Annotated in this window: 24 protein-coding genes; 12 read left to right on the plus strand and 12 right to left on the minus strand. The window is 53.6% G+C overall.

What is annotated here, in order from left to right; translation table 11 throughout:
• The first annotated feature begins 42 nt into the window (after positions 1 to 42).
• Positions 43 to 486 carry a DUF3299 domain-containing protein gene (locus FH871_RS12115; RefSeq protein ID WP_138991693.1) on the plus strand — a complete coding sequence of 148 codons (444 nt, stop codon included), beginning with the start codon at positions 43 to 45 and terminating at the stop codon, positions 484 to 486.
• Here the strand turns inward: FH871_RS12115 and FH871_RS12120 are convergent, their stop codons facing one another.
• The 3 genes from FH871_RS12120 to FH871_RS12130 form a co-directional block, all read right to left on the minus strand.
• The gene (locus FH871_RS12120; protein WP_138991694.1) at positions 487 to 948 is read right to left on the minus strand and encodes a hypothetical protein; all 462 of its coding nucleotides are present in this window, start codon (positions 946 to 948) and stop codon (positions 487 to 489) included. It lies immediately after the preceding gene.
• Positions 949 to 984: 36 nt separating this feature from the next.
• Entirely contained in the window at positions 985 to 1,173 is a 189-nt protein-coding gene (locus FH871_RS34160) for a hypothetical protein (RefSeq protein ID WP_138991695.1), read from the minus strand.
• Between the two features lie 149 nt (positions 1,174 to 1,322).
• Positions 1,323 to 1,697 (minus strand): MerC domain-containing protein, encoded by a 375-nt coding sequence (locus FH871_RS12130; protein WP_138991696.1) that lies wholly within the window; start codon positions 1,695 to 1,697, stop codon positions 1,323 to 1,325.
• 245 nt (positions 1,698 to 1,942) lie between these two features.
• Here FH871_RS12130 and FH871_RS12135 point away from each other — a divergent pair, with 245 nt between their 5' ends.
• Both FH871_RS12135 and FH871_RS12140 read left to right on the plus strand, forming a co-directional pair.
• Positions 1,943 to 2,548, plus strand: coding sequence for an HAD family phosphatase (locus tag FH871_RS12135; protein WP_138991697.1), 606 nt, complete (start codon positions 1,943 to 1,945; stop codon positions 2,546 to 2,548).
• Between the two features lie 38 nt (positions 2,549 to 2,586).
• The gene (locus tag FH871_RS12140) at positions 2,587 to 4,413 is read left to right on the plus strand and encodes an alpha-L-rhamnosidase C-terminal domain-containing protein (protein WP_171062831.1); all 1,827 of its coding nucleotides are present in this window, start codon (positions 2,587 to 2,589) and stop codon (positions 4,411 to 4,413) included.
• Between the two features lie 13 nt (positions 4,414 to 4,426).
• Here the strand turns inward: FH871_RS12140 and FH871_RS12145 are convergent, their stop codons facing one another.
• A complete protein-coding gene (locus tag FH871_RS12145; protein ID WP_138991698.1) occupies positions 4,427 to 5,257 on the minus strand; it encodes a hypothetical protein in 831 nt (276 codons plus the stop codon).
• 225 nt (positions 5,258 to 5,482) lie between these two features.
• Here FH871_RS12145 and FH871_RS12150 point away from each other — a divergent pair, with 225 nt between their 5' ends.
• The 4 genes from FH871_RS12150 to FH871_RS12165 all read left to right on the plus strand — a co-directional run bounded on the left by FH871_RS12150 (position 5,483) and on the right by FH871_RS12165 (position 9,480).
• The gene (locus tag FH871_RS12150) at positions 5,483 to 5,785 is read left to right on the plus strand and encodes a rhodanese-like domain-containing protein (protein ID WP_138991699.1); all 303 of its coding nucleotides are present in this window, start codon (positions 5,483 to 5,485) and stop codon (positions 5,783 to 5,785) included.
• 108 nt (positions 5,786 to 5,893) lie between these two features.
• The gene (locus tag FH871_RS12155) at positions 5,894 to 7,318 is read left to right on the plus strand and encodes a tetratricopeptide repeat protein (protein ID WP_138991700.1); all 1,425 of its coding nucleotides are present in this window, start codon (positions 5,894 to 5,896) and stop codon (positions 7,316 to 7,318) included.
• Between the two features lie 108 nt (positions 7,319 to 7,426).
• Positions 7,427 to 8,887, plus strand: coding sequence for a Gfo/Idh/MocA family protein (locus FH871_RS12160; protein WP_138991701.1), 1,461 nt, complete (start codon positions 7,427 to 7,429; stop codon positions 8,885 to 8,887).
• A 272-nt stretch (positions 8,888 to 9,159) separates the two neighbouring features.
• A complete protein-coding gene (locus FH871_RS12165; protein WP_138991702.1) occupies positions 9,160 to 9,480 on the plus strand; it encodes a cupin domain-containing protein in 321 nt (106 codons plus the stop codon).
• 36 nt (positions 9,481 to 9,516) lie between these two features.
• On the opposite strand, the gene FH871_RS12170 is transcribed toward FH871_RS12165, so the two are convergent.
• From FH871_RS12170 to FH871_RS12195, 6 genes are all read right to left on the minus strand, one after another.
• Positions 9,517 to 9,777: a hypothetical protein gene (locus FH871_RS12170; protein WP_138991703.1), complete on the minus strand. Its 261-nt coding sequence runs from the start codon at positions 9,775 to 9,777 to the stop codon at positions 9,517 to 9,519.
• Positions 9,778 to 10,737, minus strand: a complete 960-nt coding sequence (locus FH871_RS12175; RefSeq protein ID WP_229317242.1) for a sugar phosphate isomerase/epimerase — start codon at positions 10,735 to 10,737, stop codon at positions 9,778 to 9,780.
• Between the two features lie 158 nt (positions 10,738 to 10,895).
• Positions 10,896 to 11,300: a T9SS type A sorting domain-containing protein gene (locus FH871_RS12180; RefSeq protein WP_138991704.1), complete on the minus strand. Its 405-nt coding sequence runs from the start codon at positions 11,298 to 11,300 to the stop codon at positions 10,896 to 10,898.
• Between the two features lie 142 nt (positions 11,301 to 11,442).
• Positions 11,443 to 13,245, minus strand: coding sequence for a serine hydrolase (locus tag FH871_RS12185; RefSeq protein ID WP_138991705.1), 1,803 nt, complete (start codon positions 13,243 to 13,245; stop codon positions 11,443 to 11,445).
• Between the two features lie 178 nt (positions 13,246 to 13,423).
• Complete coding sequence (locus FH871_RS12190; protein ID WP_138991706.1) at positions 13,424 to 16,006, minus strand: phosphocholine-specific phospholipase C; 2,583 nt, start codon at positions 16,004 to 16,006, stop codon at positions 13,424 to 13,426.
• A 210-nt stretch (positions 16,007 to 16,216) separates the two neighbouring features.
• Positions 16,217 to 17,191, minus strand: coding sequence for an NAD(P)-dependent alcohol dehydrogenase (locus tag FH871_RS12195; RefSeq protein ID WP_171062832.1), 975 nt, complete (start codon positions 17,189 to 17,191; stop codon positions 16,217 to 16,219).
• A 157-nt stretch (positions 17,192 to 17,348) separates the two neighbouring features.
• On the opposite strand from FH871_RS12195, the gene FH871_RS12200 reads away from it, so the two are divergent.
• The 3 genes from FH871_RS12200 (at position 17,349) to FH871_RS12210 (ending at position 19,534) form a co-directional block, all read left to right on the plus strand.
• A complete protein-coding gene (locus tag FH871_RS12200; RefSeq protein WP_138991708.1) occupies positions 17,349 to 17,564 on the plus strand; it encodes a DUF2945 domain-containing protein in 216 nt (71 codons plus the stop codon).
• Between the two features lie 75 nt (positions 17,565 to 17,639).
• Complete coding sequence (locus FH871_RS12205) at positions 17,640 to 18,785, plus strand: cellulase family glycosylhydrolase (RefSeq protein ID WP_138991709.1); 1,146 nt, start codon at positions 17,640 to 17,642, stop codon at positions 18,783 to 18,785.
• Positions 18,785 to 19,534, plus strand: a complete 750-nt coding sequence (locus FH871_RS12210) for a pseudouridine synthase (protein WP_138991710.1) — start codon at positions 18,785 to 18,787, stop codon at positions 19,532 to 19,534. The genes FH871_RS12205 and FH871_RS12210 overlap by 1 nt, the downstream gene beginning before the upstream one ends.
• 6 nt (positions 19,535 to 19,540) lie before the next feature.
• On the opposite strand, the gene FH871_RS12215 is transcribed toward FH871_RS12210, so the two are convergent.
• Positions 19,541 to 20,833, minus strand: coding sequence for an acetyl-CoA hydrolase/transferase family protein (locus FH871_RS12215; protein ID WP_138991711.1), 1,293 nt, complete (start codon positions 20,831 to 20,833; stop codon positions 19,541 to 19,543).
• 221 nt (positions 20,834 to 21,054) lie between these two features.
• Between FH871_RS12215 and FH871_RS12220 the strand changes: the two genes are divergently transcribed.
• Positions 21,055 to 21,450 carry a DUF983 domain-containing protein gene (locus tag FH871_RS12220; RefSeq protein ID WP_138991712.1) on the plus strand — a complete coding sequence of 132 codons (396 nt, stop codon included), beginning with the start codon at positions 21,055 to 21,057 and terminating at the stop codon, positions 21,448 to 21,450.
• On the opposite strand, the gene FH871_RS12225 is transcribed toward FH871_RS12220, so the two are convergent.
• Complete coding sequence (locus FH871_RS12225) at positions 21,447 to 23,813, minus strand: TonB-dependent receptor (RefSeq protein ID WP_138991713.1); 2,367 nt, start codon at positions 23,811 to 23,813, stop codon at positions 21,447 to 21,449. The genes FH871_RS12220 and FH871_RS12225 overlap by 4 nt on opposite strands.
• 99 nt (positions 23,814 to 23,912) lie before the next feature.
• On the opposite strand from FH871_RS12225, the gene nth reads away from it, so the two are divergent.
• The gene (nth, locus tag FH871_RS12230; RefSeq protein ID WP_138991714.1) at positions 23,913 to 24,605 is read left to right on the plus strand and encodes an endonuclease III; all 693 of its coding nucleotides are present in this window, start codon (positions 23,913 to 23,915) and stop codon (positions 24,603 to 24,605) included.
• The last annotated feature ends 29 nt before the right edge of the window (positions 24,606 to 24,634 follow it).

Here is a 24,634-nt window from a genome sequence, read left to right on the forward strand (position 1 = left end):
ATTCTATATTTGCAACAATGTTGCAAATAAAATGACGATGATATGGTACGGCTGGTATTGATGCTTTCATGGGGCCTGGGAACATTCACTGCTTTTGGGGTTGAACCACAACCCGTTAGCTGGGAACGGTTGCAGGATGTGAAGTTTAAAAAGAAATGGTATCCCGAAGAAAACGTCATCATGCTGTATCCAAATTTTGGGCCTTCGGTGAAAGTACTGGACGGAAAAACCGTTGCGATAACGGGTTACGTCATCCCGCTGGACGTTGATCATTCTGCCTACGTGGTATCCCGGTTTCCGATGGCGCAGTGTTTTTTCTGCGGGGCTGCCGGACCCGAATCCATTGTCATGCTCAAATTTAAAAGTCCGGTTCGCCGGTTTAAAACCGACGAACGACGGACTTTTCGGGGTACCTTCCGGCTGAATGCGGATAATATTTACGAATTGAACTACATTCTGGAAAAAGCGGAATGGACTGAACGGTAACTAGCGCAGAACCGACCTGACCTGGGAGAAAGTCGATTCGGTTCGTTCCTGAATCTGCCGGATGTTGTCGAGCATGCCCAGTTGCAAATCGCGCATTTTATCGGCGGGCAAATCTTTCAGCGTGGCATCCGCATGGTGGTGATGCTCGTGTTTGCCGTGTTCGTGGTGGTGTTCGTGCGGCATTCCCGGCACCTCGACCAGGTTTTCTTCCCATTGTTCAAACGCCTTTTTCAGACTATCGAGCGACGTTACGGTCGCCAGCGCAACGGGTTCCGTACGGTTTGCCAGCAGGATTTTGAGCGAATCGATTTGCTCGATTTGGGGTTCGATAACGGCCTGAATCTGGGTAGCTTCGTGGTGAAATTTGGCGGCTTCCTCAAGCAGAGGATCTTTTTGGTCTGAACGGGAACAGGCTCCCAGGCTGAAGGCAAGCGGAACGATCAGTGAAAGAATGCATTTCATGGTACAGGTTGTTTCAGAGGAGAAGTGGGCCGAAATCTACATAAATTGCAACAGGGTTGCAAGAGTGTGTCTATTTAAAGCAACAGATCGACCGATTCGCGCTCTATTCCCAAACCGGAAACGAATCATTGGACCGGCGCCCGGCTGCTTCAACCCGGGTTCGGTACACAAACTCGCCCGCAACTCCTGCGTCACCTGTTCAGTATCCAGATCCTGTCCGATCATCACCAGTTCGTTTTGTCGGTCGCCAAACAACCCGATGAGCAGGTGAAGCGGTAAGTAAAGTCGTTTTACCGGCCCCTAAAAAAACGCTCAAAGCCGTAACGGGAAGCCGATTCAGGGTGAATGCTTGAATTGAAGAAAGGGGGTGATCGTCAGTGCGTGTGGTTGTGCGCGTGAGCGCGCAGGTTGAGCAGGTGACAGCCAATTAACCCGGCAGAAGCCGTGTAGGCCAGGTATTCAAACGCTTCGTGAACGTCTTCCAGCAATAGCGCTCCGGCGAAAAGGCCCAAAAAGGCCCACAAGCCCACCTTGACCAGCCGCTGGCTGGCCCGGCGGGTGGCAAAATAGACGGCGACGATATTGACTCCAATGAACACATAATCCAGGCTTAGAAAGCCAATCCGCAGCGTTCGATCCGCCAGCAGGCTGGACGAAATGAGCAAAATAGGTGTGATGAGGCAGTGAATGATGCAAAGTACGGAACCGGTAATGCCGATGTAATCGGCTTTTGAAGAGAAGGCGGCCATAAGTTGGTGTTGGCTTGTGGTTGGTAATGAACGACGCAAAAGTACGGTATTTTTTATAAATGCAACAATGTTGCAAAAATGAAAGCTTCACTTTTATTGGGATAATTGGTACGAAACCCACCGGGAGCTAAGAAATCCAGGCGTCGGAAATGAGGAAAGGCAGGGGCAAACGGTATATAAAACCGATAATTTTTAAGTTATTGGGCAAAAATTAAAAAACGAATTGGCTCATTGCATTCAACGACATGATTAACACCATTGTATTTGATTTGGGGGCGGTTTTGATCGACTGGAACCCGCATTACCTGTACGAGAAAATTTTTAAGGAAGACGAAATGCATCATTTTCTGGCGACGGTTTGTACCCCCGCCTGGAATGAAGAACAGGACGGAGGTCGTTCGCTGGCCGAAGCGACGCGGGTGTTGATTGCCCAGTTTCCGGAGCACGAGGAGAACATTCGGGTTTTCTACGACCGCTGGCCCGAAATGCTGCGGGGCGAAATACCGGGCACGGTGGCACTGCTGAAAACGATTCGGGACAGTGGGAATTACAAGCTCTATGCGCTCACCAACTGGTCGTCGGAGACGTTCCCGATTGCCCTCGAACGCTTCGAGTTTCTGTCCTGGTTTGATGGTATTGTGGTTTCCGGGGATGAAAAAGACCGCAAACCGTTCCCTTCTTTTTACCGGACGCTGCTGAACCGGTATGCCATCGAACCAACGGAAGCCCTTTTCATCGATGATAACCTGCGGAATATAAAAGCTGCGGAAGAACTGGGGATTCACGCCATTCACTTTATAAATCCGGAGCAATTGAAAGCCGCCTTACCCGCATTCAATGTGCCGGTTTAACATCGGCCTTTGGTTTCCTAAACCCTTCCTGTTCAATTATGAAAAAGTACATCGTCGATCTTCTGACGCTGCCATCTTCGTTGGTCCAAAACCACGTGAATCGAATATACCCGGTGAAACACGCTGCTCCGCTGACTCTTTTCTTTTGCCTTATTCTGATCGGCTTCGCACAGGCCCAGCTTCCGCCGATTTTTGAAACCAACCGCGCCAAGGAAGCCCAAACCGAAGCCACTGTCCGGCGGTTTTTGTCGCCCGTCAACATTCTGTGGCAAACCGGCACCATTCGCAATGCCGAGCGGCTGTTGAAAGTGGGAAACGGGCAGGCGGATTTGTCGGGCAAAGATATGTGTTCGCTGAAAAGTGACGCCAACGGCAAAGCGAGTCTGCTGCTGGACTTTGGACGGGAACTTCACGGCGGTTTGCAGATCGTGACGGGGCAGTGGAAGGAAAGCAAGCCGATCTCCGTCCGGATTCGGTTTGGCGAATCGGCCAGTGAAGCAATGGCCGACATCGAACCCAAGCAGAATGCCACCAACGACCACGCCATCCGCGATCTGACGGTTCAGGTGCCGTGGCTGGGCAAACTGGAAATCGGCAATACCGGTTTTCGCTTCGTTCGGATCGACCTCGTCGATGGCAATACCGAGCTACTGCTGAAGGAGTTGCGGGCTATTTTTGTGTTTCGGGATATTCCCTACCTCGGCTCGTTTCGGAGCAGCGACGAACTGCTGAATAAAATCTGGGCGACCGGCGCCTACACCGTGCATCTGAACATGCAGGATTACCTCTGGGATGGCATCAAGCGCGACCGGCTGGTGTGGGTGGGCGATATGCACCCCGAAGTGGCGACCATCAACGCCGTCTTTGGCTACAACGAGGTGGTGCCGAAAAGCCTTGATCTGGCGCGCGACATTACGCCCCTCCCCGGCTGGATGAACGGCATCAGCACCTATTCGATGTGGTGGATTCTGATTCAGAAAGACTGGTATTTGCAAAACGGCAACCTCGACTATCTGAAACAACAAAAAGAATATCTGGTGAAACTGGTCGATTTGCTGATCCAGAAAATTGACGACAAGAACAGCGAAAAGCTGGACGGAACCCGGTTTCTGGACTGGCCGTCGAGCGAAAATCCGAAAGGTATTCACGCCGGGTTGCAGTCGATGCTCGTGCTGTCGCTGAATGCCGCCGGGGATTTGAGCCGCATTCTGAACGACGCGGCCACGGCCAAAAAATGCGCCGATGCGGTCGCCCGGCTGAAGCAGTACGTTCCCGATCCCAACGACTCCAAACAGGGGGCGGCTTTGCTCGCGCTCTCCGGGTTGATGCCCGCCGAAAAAGCCAATAAGGACGTGCTGGCGGTGAACGGCGCGCGCAACTTCTCGACCTTTTACGGCTATTACATGCTCCAGGCGCAGGCCAAAGCCGGTGATTACAAAACCGCTCTGGCCAACATCCGCGAATTCTGGGGCGGCATGCTCAAGCTCGGTGCGACAACGTTCTGGGAAGATTTCAACCTGGATTGGGTGAAAAATGCCGGGCGCATCGACGAACTGGTGAAGGCAGGTCAAAAAGACATTCACGGCGACTGCGGGGCCTATTGCTACGTCGGTTTCCGGCACAGCCTGGCCCACGGCTGGGCGTCCGGCCCCACGCCCTGGCTGACGGAGCACGTGCTGGGCATCAAGGTGGTAGAACCGGGCTGCAAAGTCCTCAAAATCGAACCGCATCTGGAGGATTTGACCTTCGCCGAAGGAACCTTCCCCACGCCGTACGGCATTGTGAAAGTGAAGCACACCAAACTGGCGGGCGGCAAAATTCAGACGGACGTGAGCGGGCCAAAGGAAGTGCGGATTATTCGGTGAGTAGAACGGAATTTCAATCACAATCCGCCAGCCCAAACGTATTCACCCGCTTCGTGTTGCCTTCTTCGACTGTTTGCGAAACCGCATAGTTGTGGTTGTTTTTGACCACGTTGGTGATCTGGAACGTCTTGTGAGCGGTTACTTTTCCCGACTCATCGAATTCATCGCTTTCGAATCCCTTCAGGATGGTTTGCTTCCAGGGGTAGAGATTAAAAACATCGAACGGTAAACCCCGTTTGGCCAGCAGCGATTCGGGGCTTTGGGTGGAGGAATCGTAGACGTGGGCTTCCGCATAATATTTTGTTCCGTCTTCCAGATACTGGTAGGTGCTGTTTCCGTTCGCGTCGTATGAAAAAACTTTTTCAAACGTGGGTTCGTCTTTACTGGCCGGAACACCCTTGAAGCGCAGAATGCGCCCCTCGGCATCGTACTGGATGGTGGTGGTCAGGATGGTTTGGGTGCCAACGAGGTCTTCGATTGCCGTGAGTTTACCGTCGGTCCAGCGGCATTTGAGGCCACTGCCAATGCCCCAGTCGGTGAGTTGGTCGGGTGTTTTTCCGTCGACGGTAATCGTTGCGCCGGTTATCTGATTCGCGCTGTTGTATGCAAAGGTGTAAACGTACACATGCTCGGCACTGCCGCCGGTCGGCCCCTTGAAGTTGACGGTCAACTGGCTGACATAGCCAGCCGCGTTGTAGCCATACTGGTGTTTGTTGCCGTTGCCACGGTCGATGGCGGTCAGTTTGCAACGCATTTCGGCCGGTGCGTCTACCTCCGATTTTTTGCAGTGGGTCAAACTCAGCAGGGTAAAGCCCAGCAGCAGGGTGCTCAGTACGGTTTTCATGGACAATGAAGTTGTTTGGTGTGAATGACCTTGGTCACCACAAACCTATCGGTGCCGTGCCGGTTGGCCATGGCGGTTTATACGAAAAGACGGGATCCGTATCTGAACCGGTTTTTTTGCGATGCGATCCGGCGAGTCACGAAAAAAGATGAACGTGACAATTGTCACGGAACCGGTATTTCCAAAGCCTTAGTTTTACACCATCAACCTTAAAAAAGCATTTTCATGATGAATCTCATAAAAAGTCTGTTCGGCACGTCCGATACCAGCCAGTTTGACGAAATCCGCTCGCAGGGTGCCCTGATCATCGACGTCCGCTCGCCGGGCGAGTTTGCCGGTGGGCATGTGGCGGGGGCGGTCAACATTCCCCTCGATCAGCTCGAATCCAAACTCAGCACGATCAAAGGCTATCAGAAACCCCTGATTCTGTGTTGTGCGTCCGGAATGCGCAGCGCCCGCGCCAAAGCCATCCTGCACAGTAAAGGCGTTGAAAACCTGTTTGACGCCGGTAGCTGGCGGAATTTGTAGGAACTAGTGTTGACGGAAACCGCCCGGACCGGCCACCCGGTTTTGGGCGGCCCGAAATCGCTTTTGGTCTTTTCTGCGTATATATCCTGCTGTTAACCCAAGCGAGATATGAAACGCCTTTTTTCTCTGTCCATCCTTCTTTTTCTGCTGGTCCAGGTCGGTTTTGCCCAGAAAGCCACCAGCACCGTTCAGGCCATTCGGTACATCAAACTTGCCAACACGCTCCGGGCGCTGGACAAACCGCAGGACGCCATCAACCTGTTGGAGAGGGCGTTACCGGCCGTTCGGGGCACCAACCCGTATTGGGAAGCTTTTGCCTGCGAGCTGCTCGGACTGGCCCATTACGAAAATAACAACAGCGAAAACGCCGACTATTACCTGAAAATCGCCCGGAGTCGCTACGAGAAGCTGCGGTATGTTGCCAGTGCCTGGGGTGTCAATGAACTGATTCGGGACATTTCCGGTAAAAATCTGTACGCCGGTATTCAGTTTGGGGCTTCAGATGTGAAGCTGGCGATTTTCAAGACGAAGTACGAAAGCGATTTTTACGAAAAAGATATCAAAACGCGGTTTGAGGTTCCCAACGTCAGTTTTGTGGCCGATGCCTCGAAGTCGCTGGCAGCCGGGCAGAATGCGTTGAAAGTCTGTCTCGACACGATCAGCCGCTACAACATACCGACCGAACGGATTTTCATTGTGTTCAGCAACGAAATGAAGGAGGGACTGGCCAAGACCCCGGCGACGAAAAAGATGCTCTACGACCAGTTGTCGCGAGCGTTGCCGACGGGCAATCTGCGCATCGACACCACGCTTTCCATCGACCGCGAAGCCGAACTCTTCACCGTCGGGTCCATTCCCCGTAAAGTGTGGCCGACCACCTCATCACTCAACATCGGCAGCGATGTCACGGTGGGCGGTTATTTCGATGCGGACAAGACGTTTCACCCGATTGAAATGCCAGTGGGGATGAACACGCTGGTGAGCCAGATTGAAAGCAAGCGTTCGCTGAACACGGACGCGTTTAAAAAGGAAGCCCAGCGGGTGATCAAAACCGTGGCGGATACGGCCCTGGCACCCCGTTTCAAAACCAGTGGTGCGGGACTGCAGCAACGCCGGACGGTGGGGCTGGGGGGTGATGTGGCCTGGGCGCTGGTGACGTACCTGCATCCCGAAAAAACCGGAACCACGGCGGTTGCTATTTCAATGGATGACGTGGAGCGGTTTAAAAAAATGGTGATGGATGATTACCAGGCCCTGACGCATCCCAATGTGAAAGACATCACCGACACGGCCCTTCGCAGCAAAGCCGAGCAGGAAATCAGCACGGTTCGGGATCAACTGACTGAAAAACAGCTCATTGCTGGGGCTTTGTGGCTCGAGTCCATCATGAAAACCTATTCGACGCCCTCGGCTCCCAAGCGGTTTGTGTTCATCCGAAATTCGGACATTGGCTGGGTAACCGGCAAGTTTCTGGAGACCATCAGTGGCGAATACGAATCGACCATTGCCAAAGGGGCGTTGTATACCCGGTAAGCGCTGTTTGTGGTTAAATAGAGCGTTTACTAGTCCAGTTTCGGCACATTTGCGTATATTCAAACGCAAATGTGCTTTTTTTTGAACTGCCAAAACCCAAGAAACTCCATGCATTCCAATCGTCGCGACTTTATCAAGGGATTGTCAGCCGCTTCGGCGCTGGTGGCCACCCAGAGCGTCGCCAAGCCTTTCAATATCATACGGGATCTGAAAAAGGTCAGCCCCAACGACAAGATCCGCATTGCCACCATCGGCATGGGGATTCAGGGGAATTTCGACACCCAGGCAGCTTTGCGCAACCCGGATGTGGAACTGGTGGCCGTGGCCGATCTCTATTCCGGACGGCTCGAACACGCGCGGACCGCTTTTGGACAACAGGTCTACACGACGCGTGATTACCGCGAAATACTAGCCCGCAAAGACGTGGATGCCGTTCTGGTGGTCACGCCCGACCACTGGCACGACCACATTACGATTGCCGCTTTGAAAGCCGGAAAACACGTCTATTGCGAAAAACCGATGGTTCAGCACCTCAACGAAGGCAAAGCCGTAATCGATGCCTGGAAAAAATCGGGAAAAACCATGCAGGTGGGCAGCCAGCGCATCAGCAGTGCGTCGTTCAAGGAAGCGAAACGACTGATCGAGGCCGGTGAAATCGGGCAGATCAACTACATCGAATCCAACAGCGACCGTTTCAACGCCATCGGTGCCTGGAATTACTCCGTGCCGCCCGATGCTTCACCGCAGACTGTCGATTGGGACCGGTTTCTGGGCGATGCGCCGAAGCGTCCGTTCGACCCGATCCGGTTTTTCCGCTGGCGGAACTTCAAAGATTACGGCACGGGTGTCGCCGGTGACCTGTTCATTCACCTGATTACGGGTGTTCATTACGTGACCAACACGCTGGGGCCGACGCGGGTGTATTCGTCGGGTAACCTGGCGTACTGGAAAGAAAACCGGGATGTGCCGGATGTGATGACGAGCATCATGGATTATCCGAAAACGGAGCAGCACGAAGCGTTTCAGATGGTATTGCGCGTCAATTTCGCGAATGCCGGCAAGATCAGCAACGTAACCCGGATCATCGGCAACGAAGGCACGGTCGAGTTTTCGGAGAACAACCTGATTATGACCAAGAAAAGACTGCCGATTGCGCCGGGCTACGGGAATTATGATAGCTTCTTCACGTTCACGGAAGATGTGCAGAAGAAATTTGTGGAGCAATACGACGCCAAATACCCGCCCGAAACCCGCACTGCCGAGCCGGTAAAAGAAGTTAAATTCGAAGCTCCGAAAGACGACGACGCCCACGCCAAACACTTCGCAGATTTCTTTACGAACATGCGGGCGGGCAGTCAGGGAACCATCGAAGACCCGGTTTTCGGTTTCCGCGCAGCCGCCCCGGTTCTGGCCTGCAACGAGAGTTATTTCGAAAACAAAGTCGTGCATTGGGACCCGGTGACGATGACGCAGAAGTATCCCGATGGGGCGAAAAACAAGAAACCGTCGACAGGAAAGAAACCCGTTGGCCCGGCCAAAAAAGCCGTGACCGTGGCGAAGAAATCGTAAAAGTTTGCAGTTTTCGGCAGATGACCCGTATATTTTTGACCCGTTAGGGTCACCACAGCGCAGCGTCGTTAGAAATTGTTTCCCATATGCGGCTACGTGTGCCGTCAGGTACACAACGGTTATGTACCTGACGGTACATGGGCACGCTAGGACCGGTTTTATCTACTGACGCTGCGCTGTGGTGACCCTAACGGGTCAAAAAAAGGGGTCGACTATTCATATTTTGCGCTGAAAAGAATCCTGAATTCACGTTAAATACGTTCCACTAACCGATGAACATTGGCAATCTGTTTGCGGCCATTCCGGACTCGCTGCCTGATGAACATTTTGAAGAGCTGATGGCGGAGAAAGGCATCAAAATCGAACGCATCGTCTCCAAAGGGCACACTTCACCGGACGGTTTCTGGTACGATCAGCCGGAAAACGAATGGGTGTTGGTCGTAAAGGGGGCGGCCCGGCTGCGGATCGAGGGCGTTGACGAACCCATCGGATTGACCCCCGGCACGTACCTGAACCTGCCCGCTCATGTCAAACACCGGGTTGACTGGACGAAAGAAGACGAAGAAACCATCTGGCTGGCGGTTTTCTATTGACTTCAATAGCCTAGTCCGTAAACAGAACTGGCTCGACTAAAGATGAGGGTAAATCAGCCACAGGGCGGCAACGATCAGCGTCTCCAGGATCCAGATCCGAAGGTTGTTTCTTTCCAGCACCCGACGAATTAAAAAATGCATTCCGGCGAAACCCAGGGCAATGGGAATGCCGAAAAAAAACTGGAGAATGTTGTTTTCCTGACCGGTGTTCAAAAGTCCGTAGACAATCATGACCACCCCGATCAGCGCCATCAGCATGAGTGGCGTCACAATACTGATTACCTTCGATAAAAACATTTATTTCCCCCGGCTCGGTGTCAGGCCCAACTGCTCGTTGTAATAGCGGACCGTTTGAATCACCGAAGATAAGTTGCTGGGTTTATCCTGCGTATCCCGCTCAATAATAATATGTCCGGTAAAGTGCTGCCGCTGTAATTCCCTGAAGACTTCCGGGAAATCGATGACGCCCGTGCCAACCGGCACATCTTTCAATTTCGGATCGTTGTAGGCGGCAATGTCTTTCAAATGCAGGGCAATCAGGTGACCCTCCAGTTTTTTCAGCCCCTCGACCGGATTGATGCCGCTCTTGGGCCAGTGACCGATGTCGGCGCAAACCATGAAATTAGGATGGTTTTTAAGGGCCGCCAGCACCGAATCCGGATGCCAGTAGGCACTCACGCCCTTCCAGTGATTGTGGAGAGCAACTTTCAGGCCGTACACACCCGCCAGACTATCCACGCTATCCCAGAGATTTACAGGCGGTTCTGCCGTGACGTACTTTACATTCAATTTTTTGGCTAATTCAAATTCATGCGTCCATTTGTCAATGGTTTTGCCGCCGGTCAAATAAATAGATTCCATCAGGAGGCCTTTGTCGCTGACCTGCTGCTTGAGTTTGGCAATGCCCGACCACGACAGATTCATGAGGAGCGAATCCCTGAGATCGGCTCCGGCCCGGCCAAAGGTGTAGCCTTCCACAAATTTCAACCCCGCGCTGTCCGCCTTGGCGAGTTGCTCGGGAAACGGAAACCGATTGAACGTATACAGAGCAACGCCCAGTTTCCAGTCTTTCGGTCCGCCATACCCCGCAGCGGTTTTAGAATGACCCCGGTTTGCGGATTTGCCGGTTATTTTCTTTTTATCCTGAGCCAACAGGTTGGTCGAGACCAGCAACCAGAGCATCAGAAAGAAACAACCGGCTAAGTTGCCTGATGAGGTCCGTGTTGATTGAGGGCGTAGGAGGGCAAGTTGTTTCATAGCTGGTTAATTGGGGTTAGAATAGCAAGGTACGAAAGGATTGGCGATCGAACTGGCTTCGCTTTGGTTAATAAAAAAGCTGACCGCTTGCGGGGCCAGCCTTTCGGGGTGGATATAATCAGTCCGGGATGTTACCGCATTGACTGGTCGATGCGGTTTTACTGAAACGCAATCAGTCGGGGCGTGGCCGTCACCGGTGGCGTAGTGGCCAGCGTTAATTCCTGGGTGGTGGTTTCTACGCCGTTGGTGATGGAGACCTGATAGACGCCGTCGGGCAGGTTCCGGACGTCCAGTTGCAGCCGGGCGTTTTGACGGTTTTTCCCAATTTGCTTGCTGAACACTTCAGCCCCCGCCCGGTTAACGATCTGAATCTGAACAGTTCCGCCGGTTTGTTTATTCAACGCAATCCGCAGCTTGCCTTCGGTGGTGGTAAATAGGCTACTCTGGAAAGTGACCGGTTTTTTGGGATGTACGAAAGACATATAGACATCGGCCTTCGTAACAGAGACACTGGTCAAGGTCAGCAGAAAAGCAACGAGCAGGGATTTGGAGAGCGTTTTCATGGCGTATGAAAGTTTTGTTTTGGTCCGTTTGAATGAATCAAAGGTCCGCTTCAACGCCTGAAAAAGCTGTCACAAATGAGTCAATCCCTGCTACTTTTGGGACTGACGAAGGAGAAGAAATGCCGGTAGTTTGCGGTCGGTTTTACCGGCCCTGCACCACGGCTTCGTAAAACCGGTCCAGAATCAGCGCCCGGATGTTCAGGGTAGGTTTGCCGTAGGTTTTGGAATCGTCGGGATACACCCGGTTGGTCAGGCAAATGTAGACCAGGTTGTATTTCGGATCGACCCAGACGTAGGTGCCGGTATAACCGCTGTGTCCATAGGCCAGGGCCGATGGATACGCTTTGGCACCTTGTTTCGGATTCGGTGCCCGTGCAAAACCGTAGCCCCGACCACTGGTTTTCGATTGTTCCGCCGTGAAGAGATCCACCGTAGCGGGCTGGATGTAGGTGCGACCGCCGTAAGAACCCTTGTTCAGATACATCTGGTAGAGAATGGCCAGATCGTTGGCGTTGGCGAACAGCCCGGCATGGCCTTCAACACCTCCCGCCATGGCCGCACCCGGATCGTTGACGTAACCCTGTACGCGCATGTTGCGGAACCAGTTGTCGTTTTCGGTGGTCGGCACAATCCGGGAACGGGGAAAGCGGTTTCGGGGCAAATAGCCCGTCGATGTCATGCCGAGCGGCCGGTAAAACTCGTTCTGAACAAACTCGTCGAGCTTCTGGTGCGAAACCGTTTCGATCACTTCCTTCATCATGTACATGCTCACATCGCTGTACACGAATTTGCCCCGCGTCCCGCCTTTCGACTGCAAAGTGACGGGCCACATGACCTCTTCGAAATAATTGGCCCGGAGGAAAAACCGGTCGGCCACTTTGGTCGGATAGGCTGCCGACGAGTCGAAGCTGAGATCCAGCGGTTTGAGTTGTTCGTAGAATTTGATGTACGGTGTATAGCCCGCTTCGTGGAGCAGGGCCTCCCGGATGGTGACCGTTGCTTTGTCCGGAATGGTCCGGGTTCGGGCCACGTAGGTGCTGATGGGCGTTTTCAGGTCCAGCGCCTTTTGATCCAGCAACCGCATAACCGCCGGGGTGGTCGCACTGACTTTCGTGACCGAAGCCAGGTCGAACAGATCATCGGCTTTCGTCACGGCATCCCGCGCGTAGGTGTGATGCCCATACGCTTTGTGAAAGATGACTTTACCGTCTTTGGCCAGCAGAACCACCGCACCGGGGGTCACGTGATCGGCAATGGCTACGGCCATCAGCGAATCAATCGCCTTCAGGCGTTTACTATTTACCGTTACAGCCTCCGGGATCGAATACCCCAGCCGGATTTTAGGCGTCGAATGCCCGCTGCCTGCTTTGAAAAGGGTGCTATAGGTGGTTTCAAGGCGATTGGCAGAAGCCATACCACCAAAAAGGATCTGGGCTGCGGCCGAGGCACCTTCGGCGGTATTGGCCGGATACCAGAGGATAGGGCAACGCAGGGATTCCAGACCGGCCAGGTTTTTTCCGCTTCCGGCCAGCACCACCACAACTTTATTGATCGCCTGTTGATCGGCGATGAAATTCAGCAGCTTGGGACCAAAGGGGGAGGAGTCCGATAACGTAATAATGACCAGATTATACAGTTTCAGCCGGTCATGCAAGTCAAACAAAACAGAATCGGTCGGAGCTGCACCGAGTGAAAAGCCCGTAACCGGACTGTATTTGGCCGCCAGACTATCAAAAACCGCCTGCTGGGCGTAACGGCCATTCACAATAGCGGTCTTTATGTTTAGAAGGTCGATGACCGGCACCAGTCCAGATGGGTTGTTGAGCACGACCACCTGTTTTTCAGCCTGTTGGATCGCAGTCAGGTTAGCGGGTGTGGGAAGCGGTTGGGCCAAAGCCGTGCTACAGTACAGCAGCAGAAGGAGATTCCAGATCGACGGTTTCATACAGATTGGCAAGTAAGGGGATTGGGGCCGATTTTACAAACGGCTTCTTAATCCATTCCTATCGTGCTGCCTCAATGTAAAATAAATAAACCCTGGCCTTTGCAGATCAGGGTTTATGGGATGTAGCCTAAATTGGTATTGAATCGGTTGCCAAAAGAATCCTAGCTTTCGATTCCCCTCAAACCAACTCACCACCCATTACCGGGTCCGTAAAACCTTCTTTTCCGGTTTCAACCCGACCGGCATACCGCTTCTCGAAAACCGGATGGCCGTCTACGGTCACGCTGAAATCATACCAGCCGAAGCTGCGGCTCAGGTCCAGAATCAGGCTGATCCGGCTTCCTTTCGAACCGGCTGCGGCCAGGGTTTGGGTCTGGGTGCCGGTTTGGTAGGCGTTGTCTTTCACGTCGATGGTGAACGCCCGGGCCGGATCGAGGTTGGTGATGTTGAGTTCAACCGAACCGGTTAAGGTGTTGGCCTGCGGAACCGTACGCTGGTAGTCGCACTGAACCGAAATCCGTGGATCGTTGCCGGTTCCGATGAACTCGCGGAAAAAACCGTTGGGGCCGTTGACCCGGAACTGGTAGGTCTCGTTCCCGAATTCCCGAATGTCCCAGCGGTCGCTCAGGCGGTCTCCGGCGGCTACGGCATAATTCCGAACCTGCACATCGCGCTCGGCGTTTTCGTTTTCCGACACGAAGTTGTTCAGCGCATACACCGTGAAGGGCGAGCCCGCCGACTTCGCTCCAAAAACGTCATTTCCAGCTTTCAGCGTGATGTCAAATGCTTTCTGGTCCGGATCGAAATGCCCATCGGCGTATAATTCGTACGGAATCGCGAGGGACGACCGCAGGCCTTTCTCCTGCCGGGGCATGAGCGGAGACGCGTAGGGAGCCTTTTTGATTTTGTTGATTTCGTCGGTCGTCAGCACCTTGAAATCGGATGGCAGTTCCTTGAACTGGGCTTTGTGGATGCTTTCGACAAACTCGTTTTTCTCTACAAAAGCCGGCATCGGTATTTTCTCGCCTTTGTAGGGCCGGAACACCGAGGTCAAATCTCCGCAAACCGTCCGTCGCCAGGCACTGATGTTTGACTCTTCGATTTTCTTGCCGGTTTTCTTGCTCAGAAACACTTCCAGAAACTGGAGAATGGACGTGTGATCGAAAACCTCCGACGACACCTTGCCGCCCCGGCTCCAGGGCGAGGCAATCACGAGCGGCACGCGGTACCCCAACCCGATGGCACCAGCCCGCGCTTCTTTCCGGGCGTTCGGGCTTTTGCGTTGCAACTCATGCTCCATGTAGACGTGCTCGACGCTGGTGTCGATGCCTTTGGAGACTTTGCCGGTTTCGGGCTTGTCGGGGTGGGGGGCTACAAACGGGGGAACGTGGTCGAAATAACCGTCGTTTTCGTCGTAACACAAGATGAAAACCGTCTTTTTCCAGACATCCGGATTTTGGGTCAGGATGTCGAGCATTTCGGAAATGTACCACGCTCCGTACCAGGCCGCGCCGGGGTGATCGGAGTAGTTTTCGGGGGCCACCACCCACGAAACCGTCGGCAGCGTGCGGTTTTTTACATCCGTCCGAAACTGGTGCAACACATCGCCTTTCGGAATTTCAACTTCCCGTTCCATACTCCCGTCGTGGTATTTCAGCTTTGTCAGTTCGTGGTAATGCGGGTCGTTTTTGTTGGTTGTAAAGGCTTTCTCGTGCAGGTTTTTCTCCCGCTGCGACAATTTGGCGTAGTTTTCCCGGCTGTATTTCACCTGGTGTTCCCGGCCCATTTTCAGTTCCTGTTCTTTCCGGCTCAGCTCCCGCTTCAGTTTGGGGAGTTCGCTGGAAGTTTCGGGCAATGCATTGATTTTGGCAGTCAAAGCCTGAATTTCGCCCGGCAGTTCGGGGAGTTTTTTGGCCAGAAAACGCTGGTAGGCTTCCGAGAAACCGACGTTGTACTGTTCGAACCACTCGATGGGATTATCCGTAAAATTGGCCAGCCAGCCCTCTTCTTCACCTTCAAAGCCGACGGGTAAACTCAGTTCGTTCTGGTAAATTCGCCACGAGATGCCGTTTTCTTCCAGCCGCTCGGGAAAGGTTTTCCAGTGGGCCGGATCGTCGTAATCGACGTCCTCATTCCGAACATTCGCTTTCACGTTCCGGTCCGGTTTTTCCCGGATGGTGCCGGTCCAGAGGTAGAGTCGGTTGGGCGTAGTGCCGGTCAGGGACGAGCAGAAATTCTGGTCACAAACCGTAAAGGCATCGGCCAGGGCGTAGTAAAACGGAATGTCCTGCCGGTTGTAATAGCCCATTGTCAAGGGCATTTTGGCATATTCTTTCCGGCCAGATTGCTTGGAATCCAGCCACTTGTCGTATTTCCCGTCGTTGCGGGCATCCACCTGATTGGTCCAGGAGTGGGGGAGCGAACTCATCCAGGTGGCTTTGGTATCTTTCAAATTCAGCCGGAAGGGGGCGTAGGTTTCACCGGCGGCATTGGTCTGGAGCCAAACCGGGTTTTTGTTGGGGAGCGTAATCGCCCGCGGATCGTTGAATCCCCGAACGCCCCGCAGCGACCCGTAGCAATGGTCGAAGGAGCGGTTTTCCTGCATCAGAATGACGATGTGTTCGGCATCCTGAAAGGTGCTGCCCGGCTGGGGGTCGATGGCGAGGGCTTTCTGGATCGAGTCGGGGAGAGCCTGAAACAGGCTTGTGCCACCGGCTAGCAAGGCGGCTTTTTTGAGAAATTCTCTTCTGCTGTCCGTCATTTCGGGTTGAGAGTTGTGGGTTAGTAAAGATACTTTTTTTTAGTACCGAAATGACGAAAAAACCGCTTAATTTAACAGTATGATAACTTTTCCATATTTACCGATATCAATTGGGATGGCTTTTTTCGCGCAACGTGTCGAGTTTCTGGTAACAGCGCAGGGAGTCGGGGGCACTTACCCAACCTGGGTCGGGTAAGTGATGGTTGTAGCCTATTCCGTTTTCGTCTTTGGGTCTGACACGACTTCCACGACCAGTTTCCCCTTCACATGGCCGGCTTCACTTTCGGCATGGGCCAGCGCGAGTTCGTCCAGGCGATAGGTCCGCTCGATAACCACGAGCAACTGGCCGTCGGCCACCTGTTTCAGCAGCCAGTTCATATCCTCCTGACTAAACGTGAACAGAATCGACTCCGCTTTTTGCTCCGTGAAAATCGTCACCACCTGCTCCAGCATCTGTTTCGGCGATGGTAGGGTGGTAACATATATACCATTTTCGGTTAAAATATTCCGGCATTCGTCGAACGAACTTTTGCCCACCGCGTCGAAAACAATGTTGTAGGTTTCAATGCTTTTCGTAAAATCGGCGGTATGGTAATCGATGATGTGATCGGCCCCTAACTGGCGGGCGAGCGCGGCACCTTCCGTGCTGCAAACCGCCGTGACCTGACCGCCCAGCAATTTGGCAATCTGGATGGCAAACGTGCCGACGCCCCCGGTGGCACCATTGATCAGCACCTGATCGCCCGGACGCAGGTTTCCTTTGTCCCGCAAGGCCTGCAACGCCGTTCCGGCGGCTATGGGCATGGCCGCAGCCTGGGAAAAATCCACGGCATCGGGCAGTTTGATCACGTTCTTGTCTTTCGCGACGACGTATTCGGCATAGCCTCCTCCGGCCAAACCCAATGAGGCCACCACCCGGTCGCCGGGCTTGATCTCCTTCACCATCAATCCGACGGCTTCGACCACGCCCGCGCACTCGGCCCCCAGAATCTTGGGGAAATGACCTGATTGCAGGAATTTCATACCGCCTTCCCGTGCTTTGGTGTCCATCGGATTGATTCCGGCCGCATGCACACGGATCAGAACCTGGTGCGGATCGTCGATGGAATCGATGGTGGGTTGCGGTACCTCCTGAACGTGTAGTTCGTGAGCATCTCCATAATGATTGATGATAGCGGCTTTCATGATTTTTTCTGACGTTAATGTATTGACTAAACCCATCTGCCGGGGAGAGGTTTCGTTGTTTTAGGTTACGGGGTATCACCCACGTGACCATACCGGAGCGCCCAAACATTTATTTAGCACACGTGGTTACTGGCCTAGTCAACTAAAAACGGAAAACATGGTCAGGAAGGGAGACTTGGTACGCTGGAAATACGCCAGCGGTCATGCCGAAGGGAAGGTAGTAGAAGTCCACAAAGCGGAAATTGAAAAGACCATCAAAGGATCAAAGATCAAGCGAAACGGCTCCGAAGACAATCCGGCTCTGGTGATCGAACAGGACGACAGACAGACGGTTTTGAAGTTACAAAGCGAAGTGGAAAAGATTCATAAGTGAGGGATGTCTCTGGGCCATGCGGTGATCAGGTCGGTTTTTGAGTAAGTTTGCACCGTATCTATTCCATAATCTTTCATGCAACGCCGAACGTTTCTTCAAAATACCAGCCTTTTGGCCGCAGCCGTGACGACTTCCGGCCCGGCGGTTTTTGCCGCATCGTCGGCTCCGGCTGCCAAAAACAAACTGCCGAAATGGAAAGGCTTTAACCTGCTGGATTTCTTTTCACCCAATCCGGCGCAGGGCCGGAAGCCGACCGCCGAAGAGCACTTCAAATGGATGCGCGACTGGGGTTTCGATTTTGTCCGGCTGCCGATGGCGTATCCGGCCTATCTGAAGTTCGACCGGAGCCGCAACATCACACCCGACGAAGTCTATCAGATCGACGAGCAGGCCGTGGAACGCATCGACAGACTGGTGGCAATGGCCCATAAACACAACCTCCACGTCAGCCTGAACCTGCACCGCGCACCGGGCTACTGTGTCAACGCTGGGTTTCACGAACCCTACAACCTCTGGACCGATCAGCCCGCGCAGGACGCGTTTAATTTTCACTGGAACTTCTGGGCGAAACGCTACAAAAACGTGTCCGATCAGAAAATCAGCTTCGATCTGCTGAACGAGCCGAGTATGCGGGAAGACATGAACGACCAGCTTTCCAAACGGAGTTCGGTGCCGGGAGCGGTGTATCGGAAAGTAGCGCTGGCAGCTCTGGAAGCCATTCGCAAGGAGAACCCGAAACACCTCGTGATTGCCGATGGCAACGATGTGGGCTCGTCGGTGATTCCCGAAATCACCGATCTGGACATTGCGCAGAGTTGTCGGGGCTACAATCCGGGCATTATTTCGCACTACAAAGCCCCCTGGGCCAACAAAGATCCCGAGAACCTGCCGATGCCGAAGTGGCCGGGACAGGTGGGCGATAAATACCTGAGCCGCGCGATGCTGGAAACGTTTTACAAACCGTGGATCGAACTGGTCAATAAGGGCGTCGGCGTGCATTGTGGCGAATGTGGCGCCTGGAACAAAACCCCGCACGACGTTTTTCTGGCCTGGTTTGGCGATGTGCTCGACATTCTGACGAGCAACGGCATCGGTTTTGCGCTCTGGGAATTCAGCGGAGATTTTGGGGTGCTGGATTCCAAACGGGCCGACGTGGCGTATGAAGACTGGTACGGTCACAAACTGGACCAGAAATTATTGAACCTGCTGGCGAAGTATTGATGGGCGAGGAACAACCGGTTTGGGAAGTGCCCCGCGAGCGAAAACCGCTCGAAATTTTGTATCAGTCTCCTGATCTGGTGGCGATTAACAAACCGCACGGGTTGCTGGTGCATCGGTCGATGATCGCCAGTGATGCCAGCGAATTTGCGGTTCAGCTTCTGCGCGATCAGTTGGGGCAGCGGGTGTATCCGGTTCATCGGCTGGATCGAAAAACCGGGGGTGTTCTGCTCTTTGCACTGAATGAAGCCCTGAATTCCGCCATGCAGCAGCAGTTTGCCGAAGGGAAGGTACACAAAACCTACCGGGCCATTGTGCGGGGCTACACCGACGACGAACTGGAAATCGACTATCCGCTCCGGCGCGACGACCGAAGCGTCGGACCGGGCGTGACCCAGGACGCTTTTACAAAACTGAAAACGCTCCAGCGCACCGAAGTGGCACTGCCGTTTGGGAAACACGCCACTTCGCGCTATTCACTGGTCGAACTAAAACCGACAACCGGCCGGTTTCACCAGCTCCGGAAGCACCTGGCGCACATCTTCCACCCGATCATTGGCGACCGGCCACACGGCTGCAACAAACAGAACAAGCTGTTTAAGGAGCATTTCGGGATGGAAACCATGTTGTTACACGCGCTGGAAATCCGTTTTCTACACCCGGTTTCGGACGAAGAAATTATCATTTCGGCACCGATCCAAACCGAGTTTGAGCGGATGCTGACGGTTTTGTTTGATCAGACAGAAACCTAAAGCCGTTTATTCGAACACCTTAAACCGCTCATGCGCCTGCCGTTCCAGCGACTCGCGGTGGTCGGGGTGGGCGATGTTGATGAGCGCGCGGGCGCGTTGGCGGAGGTTTTTACCGTACAGATACGCCACCCCGTATTCGGTCACGATGTAGTGGACGTGGGCGCGGGTGGTCGTCACGCCAGCGCCTTCTTTCAGGAACGGCACAATCTTGCTTTCGCCGTATTTCGTCACCGAGGGCAGGGCAATAATTGGTTTGCCGCCTTCCGAGAGCGAGGCTCCCCTCACAAAATCCATCTGCCCACCCACGCCGGAATATTGATAGGTTCCAATCGTATCGGCGCACACCTGACCCGTCAGATCCACTTCGATGGCGCTGTTGATGGCGGTTACCTTCGGATTCCGGCGGATAATGGCCGTGTCGTTGGTGTAGGTAACTTCCTTCATCACCACGGCGGGGTTGTCGTCGATGAAATCATACAATCGGCGCGTTCCCATCGCAAAGCAGGAAACCAGTTTGTACGGAATGGCTTTCTTGAGTTCGTTGGTAATGACACCCCGCTCGACCAGATCGATCACGCCGTCGGAGAACATTTCGGTATGAATTCCCAGTTTCTGGTGGTAAATCAATTCCGCCAGCACCGCGTTCGGAATCCCGCCGATGCCCATTTGCAGCGTGGCCCCATCTTCCACCAGTTCAGCCACAAAGCGGCCAATTTTCTGTTCGGTCACCGTCGCCGGTTTCAGCGGCATTTCGTACAAAGGATCGTCGCATTCGACAGCCGCGTGGATCGTTTTGACGTGGATAATGCCATCGCCGTGGGTCCGCGGAACGTTCGGATTAATCTGGGCGATCACGTATTTGGCGGATTTAACGGCGCTTAATGAAATGTCTACCGAAGGGCCGAGCGAACAAAAACCGTGTTGATCGGGGGGCGATACCTGGATGAGGGCGACATCGAGGGGCAGAATATGGCGTTGGAACAGCAACGGAATTTCACTCAGAAAAATCGGAACGTAATCGGCGATGCCGGCATTGACCTGCTTGCGCATGTTGGCCCCGATGAAAAACGAGTTCGGCCTGAAAATCCCGGCGTACTGCTCTTCGCAATAGGGCAGATGGCCTTCCGTGTGCATGTGACACACTTCAATGTCACGCAGCCCGGCGGCTGATGCCCGCCCGACCATGGCCGCAATCAGCCGGTGGGGCGTTTGGGCAACGCTGTGAACAAACACCCGATTGCCGGATTGAATGACTTCGACGGCCTGCTCCGGGCTAACGATGGGAACCAGATTGTGCATGGTATGGAAACGAAATGACGAATGATCAGATTAATTTTTTGACAAACCTACCGCCTGAATCGGTTGGATTTTGTGAGCAAAATCATCTTTTTTTGAAACCATGCTCGTATCATCTTTTTGGATGCAAATGTGATGATAGGATACGGTTTATGAAATAGCCGGCAAAAATCAACTAATTTTAGGCTTTCCGGGTTGGAAAATAGCTTCCCTTCTGATTGTCCATGCGAAAAGGTACGAAACTATACAGCATATTATTCAACAAGTGTCCGTACTGTCACGAAGGAGACTTTTTTGTAACCAAAAGTGCGTTTAATCTGAAGAAATTCGATCAGATGCACAAGAACTGTTCTGTATGTGGCCAGAGTTTCGAGCCTGAACCCGGTTTTTATACCGGCTCGCTCTACGTAAGCTATTCATTTTACGTGGCCTGGATCATCACCACCTTCGTGTTGGTTGGCGTTTTGTTGGAAGTCGATGTAATCGCCTATCTGTGGGGACTCATACCATCGCTGATTATCCTGACGCCGTTTTTCTTCCGGTTAGCGCGTCGCGTCTGGATTAAAATCTTCGTGAAGTACCGCCCGTTTCCGAAAAACCAGAACGACGCAATCCGTTAAAATTCCCAGCGGTAATTCAGAATCGGAATCAACCCCAACTGGTATTTCTGCACGACTTTTCCCTGAAACGCATCAAAATAGCTGTAAAAAGCATTTTGCGCGTTGGTCAGGTTCTGCAAATCCAGGGAAAGGGTCCGGCTGTAGCGGGCTTTGCTTTTTTTCCAGTAAATCCGCAGATCGGTGCGGAAATACGCCGGGAAATGCACGCTAAACTCCTCGCTGCTGTAGACCGTCGTGCCGGCTTGCTGCGACAAAACCGCATCGATGGGTCGGTCGCGCAAGCCGCCCAGGTACGAAATCCGGCCGTTGACGCCCCAGATCCGGCTTCGGGTTTCCCGGCTTTTGGTCCACTCTTTGCCGGCAGTCAGGCCCGACGTAAAACCGCCGTCGAACCGGGTGCTGCGCCAGACGCCATCGGCGGCCTGATACCGCGATTCGTAGACCGAACCGGATGCCAGCACGTAATAATTTTTCGATAAATACTTCTGGTAGGTCAGTTCAACGCCCCGGTTCCGGGCTTTCCCGGCATTGACCAGCGGTTCACTGACGTAGGCTTCGATGAGGTTCACAGCCGAAAACTTGCTGCCCGAAACGGTGCTGATCGGTACATCGAACAACATTTGCGAATACCCTTCAATTTTCCAGTAACTATCCGGACTGAGCTGGTGCGTGTACCCCGCAACGATGTGGTGCGCTTTGGTAAAGCCCAGGTCTTCGTTGTTAAACAGCATTTTGTTTTCCGGATTTCGTTTCGCCAGATACACCTGCGGCAGTTGCGGCTGGCTGTGTAAACCGTAAGCAACGGTCAGTGCTTTTCCCGGTCGCACTTCCCAGCGAACCGACGCCCGGGGTTCGAGCGACCGGCTTTGGTTGAAGGTAAACGTGTTGTAAAACAAACCCGCATTCACCGTAACGTTGTCCGCTGGCAACCACTGGTAATTCACATACGGCTGAATCATCCAGCCCTCCAGTGATCCCGCGAACAGGGCGTTGTTCGCCGAACTGCCAATAAAAAAAGGGTTCACATCTTTCCAGACATTCACCGAATTATAGGCGCGGGTCAGGTACAGACCGGCTTTGAAGCTGTTCCGGGCGTTGATCCGATAGTTCAGCGAACTCGTCAGCGAATACCGCGAGCCGGACTGGTCGTCCATCTCGTAGTTCGGCCGGAAACGTGCATCACCCGGCGATTCCAGATTCCGGGCGCTGTTGTTGGCCGACAACACCAGGGCGGATTTCCACAGCAAGCGCGTACCGATGGGCTGGGAGAGGGTCAAGCCCCCGGCGGCCATTTTCGTCGTAAACGAGATGGAGTTGCGGTCTTTGTCCTGCGTCTGTTCGTCGGTGGCCAGAGCCGTAAAATCGTTGCTGCTGTTGCCCAAAACGCCAAACGCCGTAAACCGTCCGCCTTTGCGGGTCGGGAAGGTCAGGTTGAACGACAGATCCTGAAACCGGATGTCTTCGCCCCCGAACGTGACACCCATTGCGCCGAGCAGACCCGTAAAGGAATACCGGTAATTGACCAGATACGACGACCCTTTCTGCTTTGAAATCGGCCCTTCAGCCGCCAGATCGAGGCCGATCAACCCCGCCTGGGCGATGAATTCATGGCGTTCGTTGTTGCCCGGACGCAGGCTCATGTCCATGACGCCACCGACCGAGTTGCCGTATTCGGGCGAGAAAGCCCCCGTCAGAAAGCGGGTTGTGCCGAGCAACTGGGCGCTCAGCATATTGACGCCACCGCCGTTTGCCGTGGGCCGGTCGCCGATGGTTCCGGCGTTGCTCTGGTGGTTGGGATTTACGATTTCGACGCCTTCGAGCCGCCAGATCAGGCTGTTGGGCGAGTTGCCGCGCACGGAAATGTTGTTGGTACCGTCGTTGGTCGTCACCACGCCCGCATAGGCTGTCGCCAGCCGGGCGGGGTCGAGGTAGCTGGCCGGAAACCGCAGCACCTGTTCGATGGTGATGTGTTCGGCGCTGATCGTGCGGTCGGTGCGGGTGCCAATGGCCGTGGCTTCGCCCAGTTGGGTCACACCGGGTTGCAGGTAAATTTCCAGCACCTGTTCCTTGCCGGATTCCACCAGCACCTCATTGATCACCGACGGTTCGTACCCGACGAACGAAACACTGAGCTGATGACGGCCTATGGGAAGGTTGGTCAGCCGGAAATGGCCCTGGTCATCCGTGATTGCACCCGATTTTGAATTTTGAACCACTACGGAAGCCCCGACCAGCGGTCGATTCTGGCTGGCGTCGTAGACGGTTCCGCGAATGGTTTGGGTAGGGGTTTGGGAAAAACCGGTGAGGGCTAGTAGTGTCAGCAGACACAGGCAAAGGGAGTTACGAAGGAAAGTTGTCGTCATTTGGGTTCGCAGAATGGGCGGTAAGGAACCGCAAAAGTACAACGACAATTAACCAAGTCGATAAACATTCGGTTGTTCTGACAAAAATCATTTTTTTCGATGACAACCCTGGATCAAAGCGAGAAAACGCGACTGGTACACGAACTCCTCAATCAACAGTACGGTATTCAGGCTATTCGCGGACGGCTTGAACCCCTGCACGAGTTGATTGCGACGGTTTTGTCGCACCGCACCACCCACGCCAATGAGGTCACGGCGTTTCGCACCATGATGGAGCGTTTTGGTTCGTGGGAAGCCATTCGGGATGCACCAGTGGAGGAACTGACGGCGGCAATCCAAACCGCCAATTATCCGGAGGTGAAAGCACCGTATATCAAACAGATTCTGAGTCGGATCATTGCCGAACGCGGGGAAGCCAACATCGACTTTTTGCGGGACATGACCACCGAAGAAGCCATGACCTGGCTGAACGCCTTGCCCGGAGTCGGTCCGAAAACGTCGACCCTGCTGCTGCTTTTCAACTTTCAGAAGCCGGTTTTGCCCGTCGATACGCACGTTCACCGGGTAACGCAGCGACTGGGAATTCTGGGGCCGAAAGTCAGCGCCGAGAAAGCCCACGCCATTTTGCTGGCCTATTTGCCGCAGGATGCAACGGTTTTATTCAATTTCCACCGCCACTTTTACTGGCACGGCCAGCGGGTCTGTACCTGGAGTTTCCCCAAATGTCCGCAGTGTGTGCTGAAAACGCATTGTGATTATTTTCAAGGGGAAAATACAAGGAATGATAAATGAAAAATGATGAATATTAAATGCAAAAGTAG

The sequence above is a fragment of the Larkinella sp. C7 genome (assembly GCF_006149005.1).
In the GTDB taxonomy this organism is placed as follows: Bacteria; Bacteroidota; Bacteroidia; order Cytophagales; family Spirosomataceae; genus Larkinella.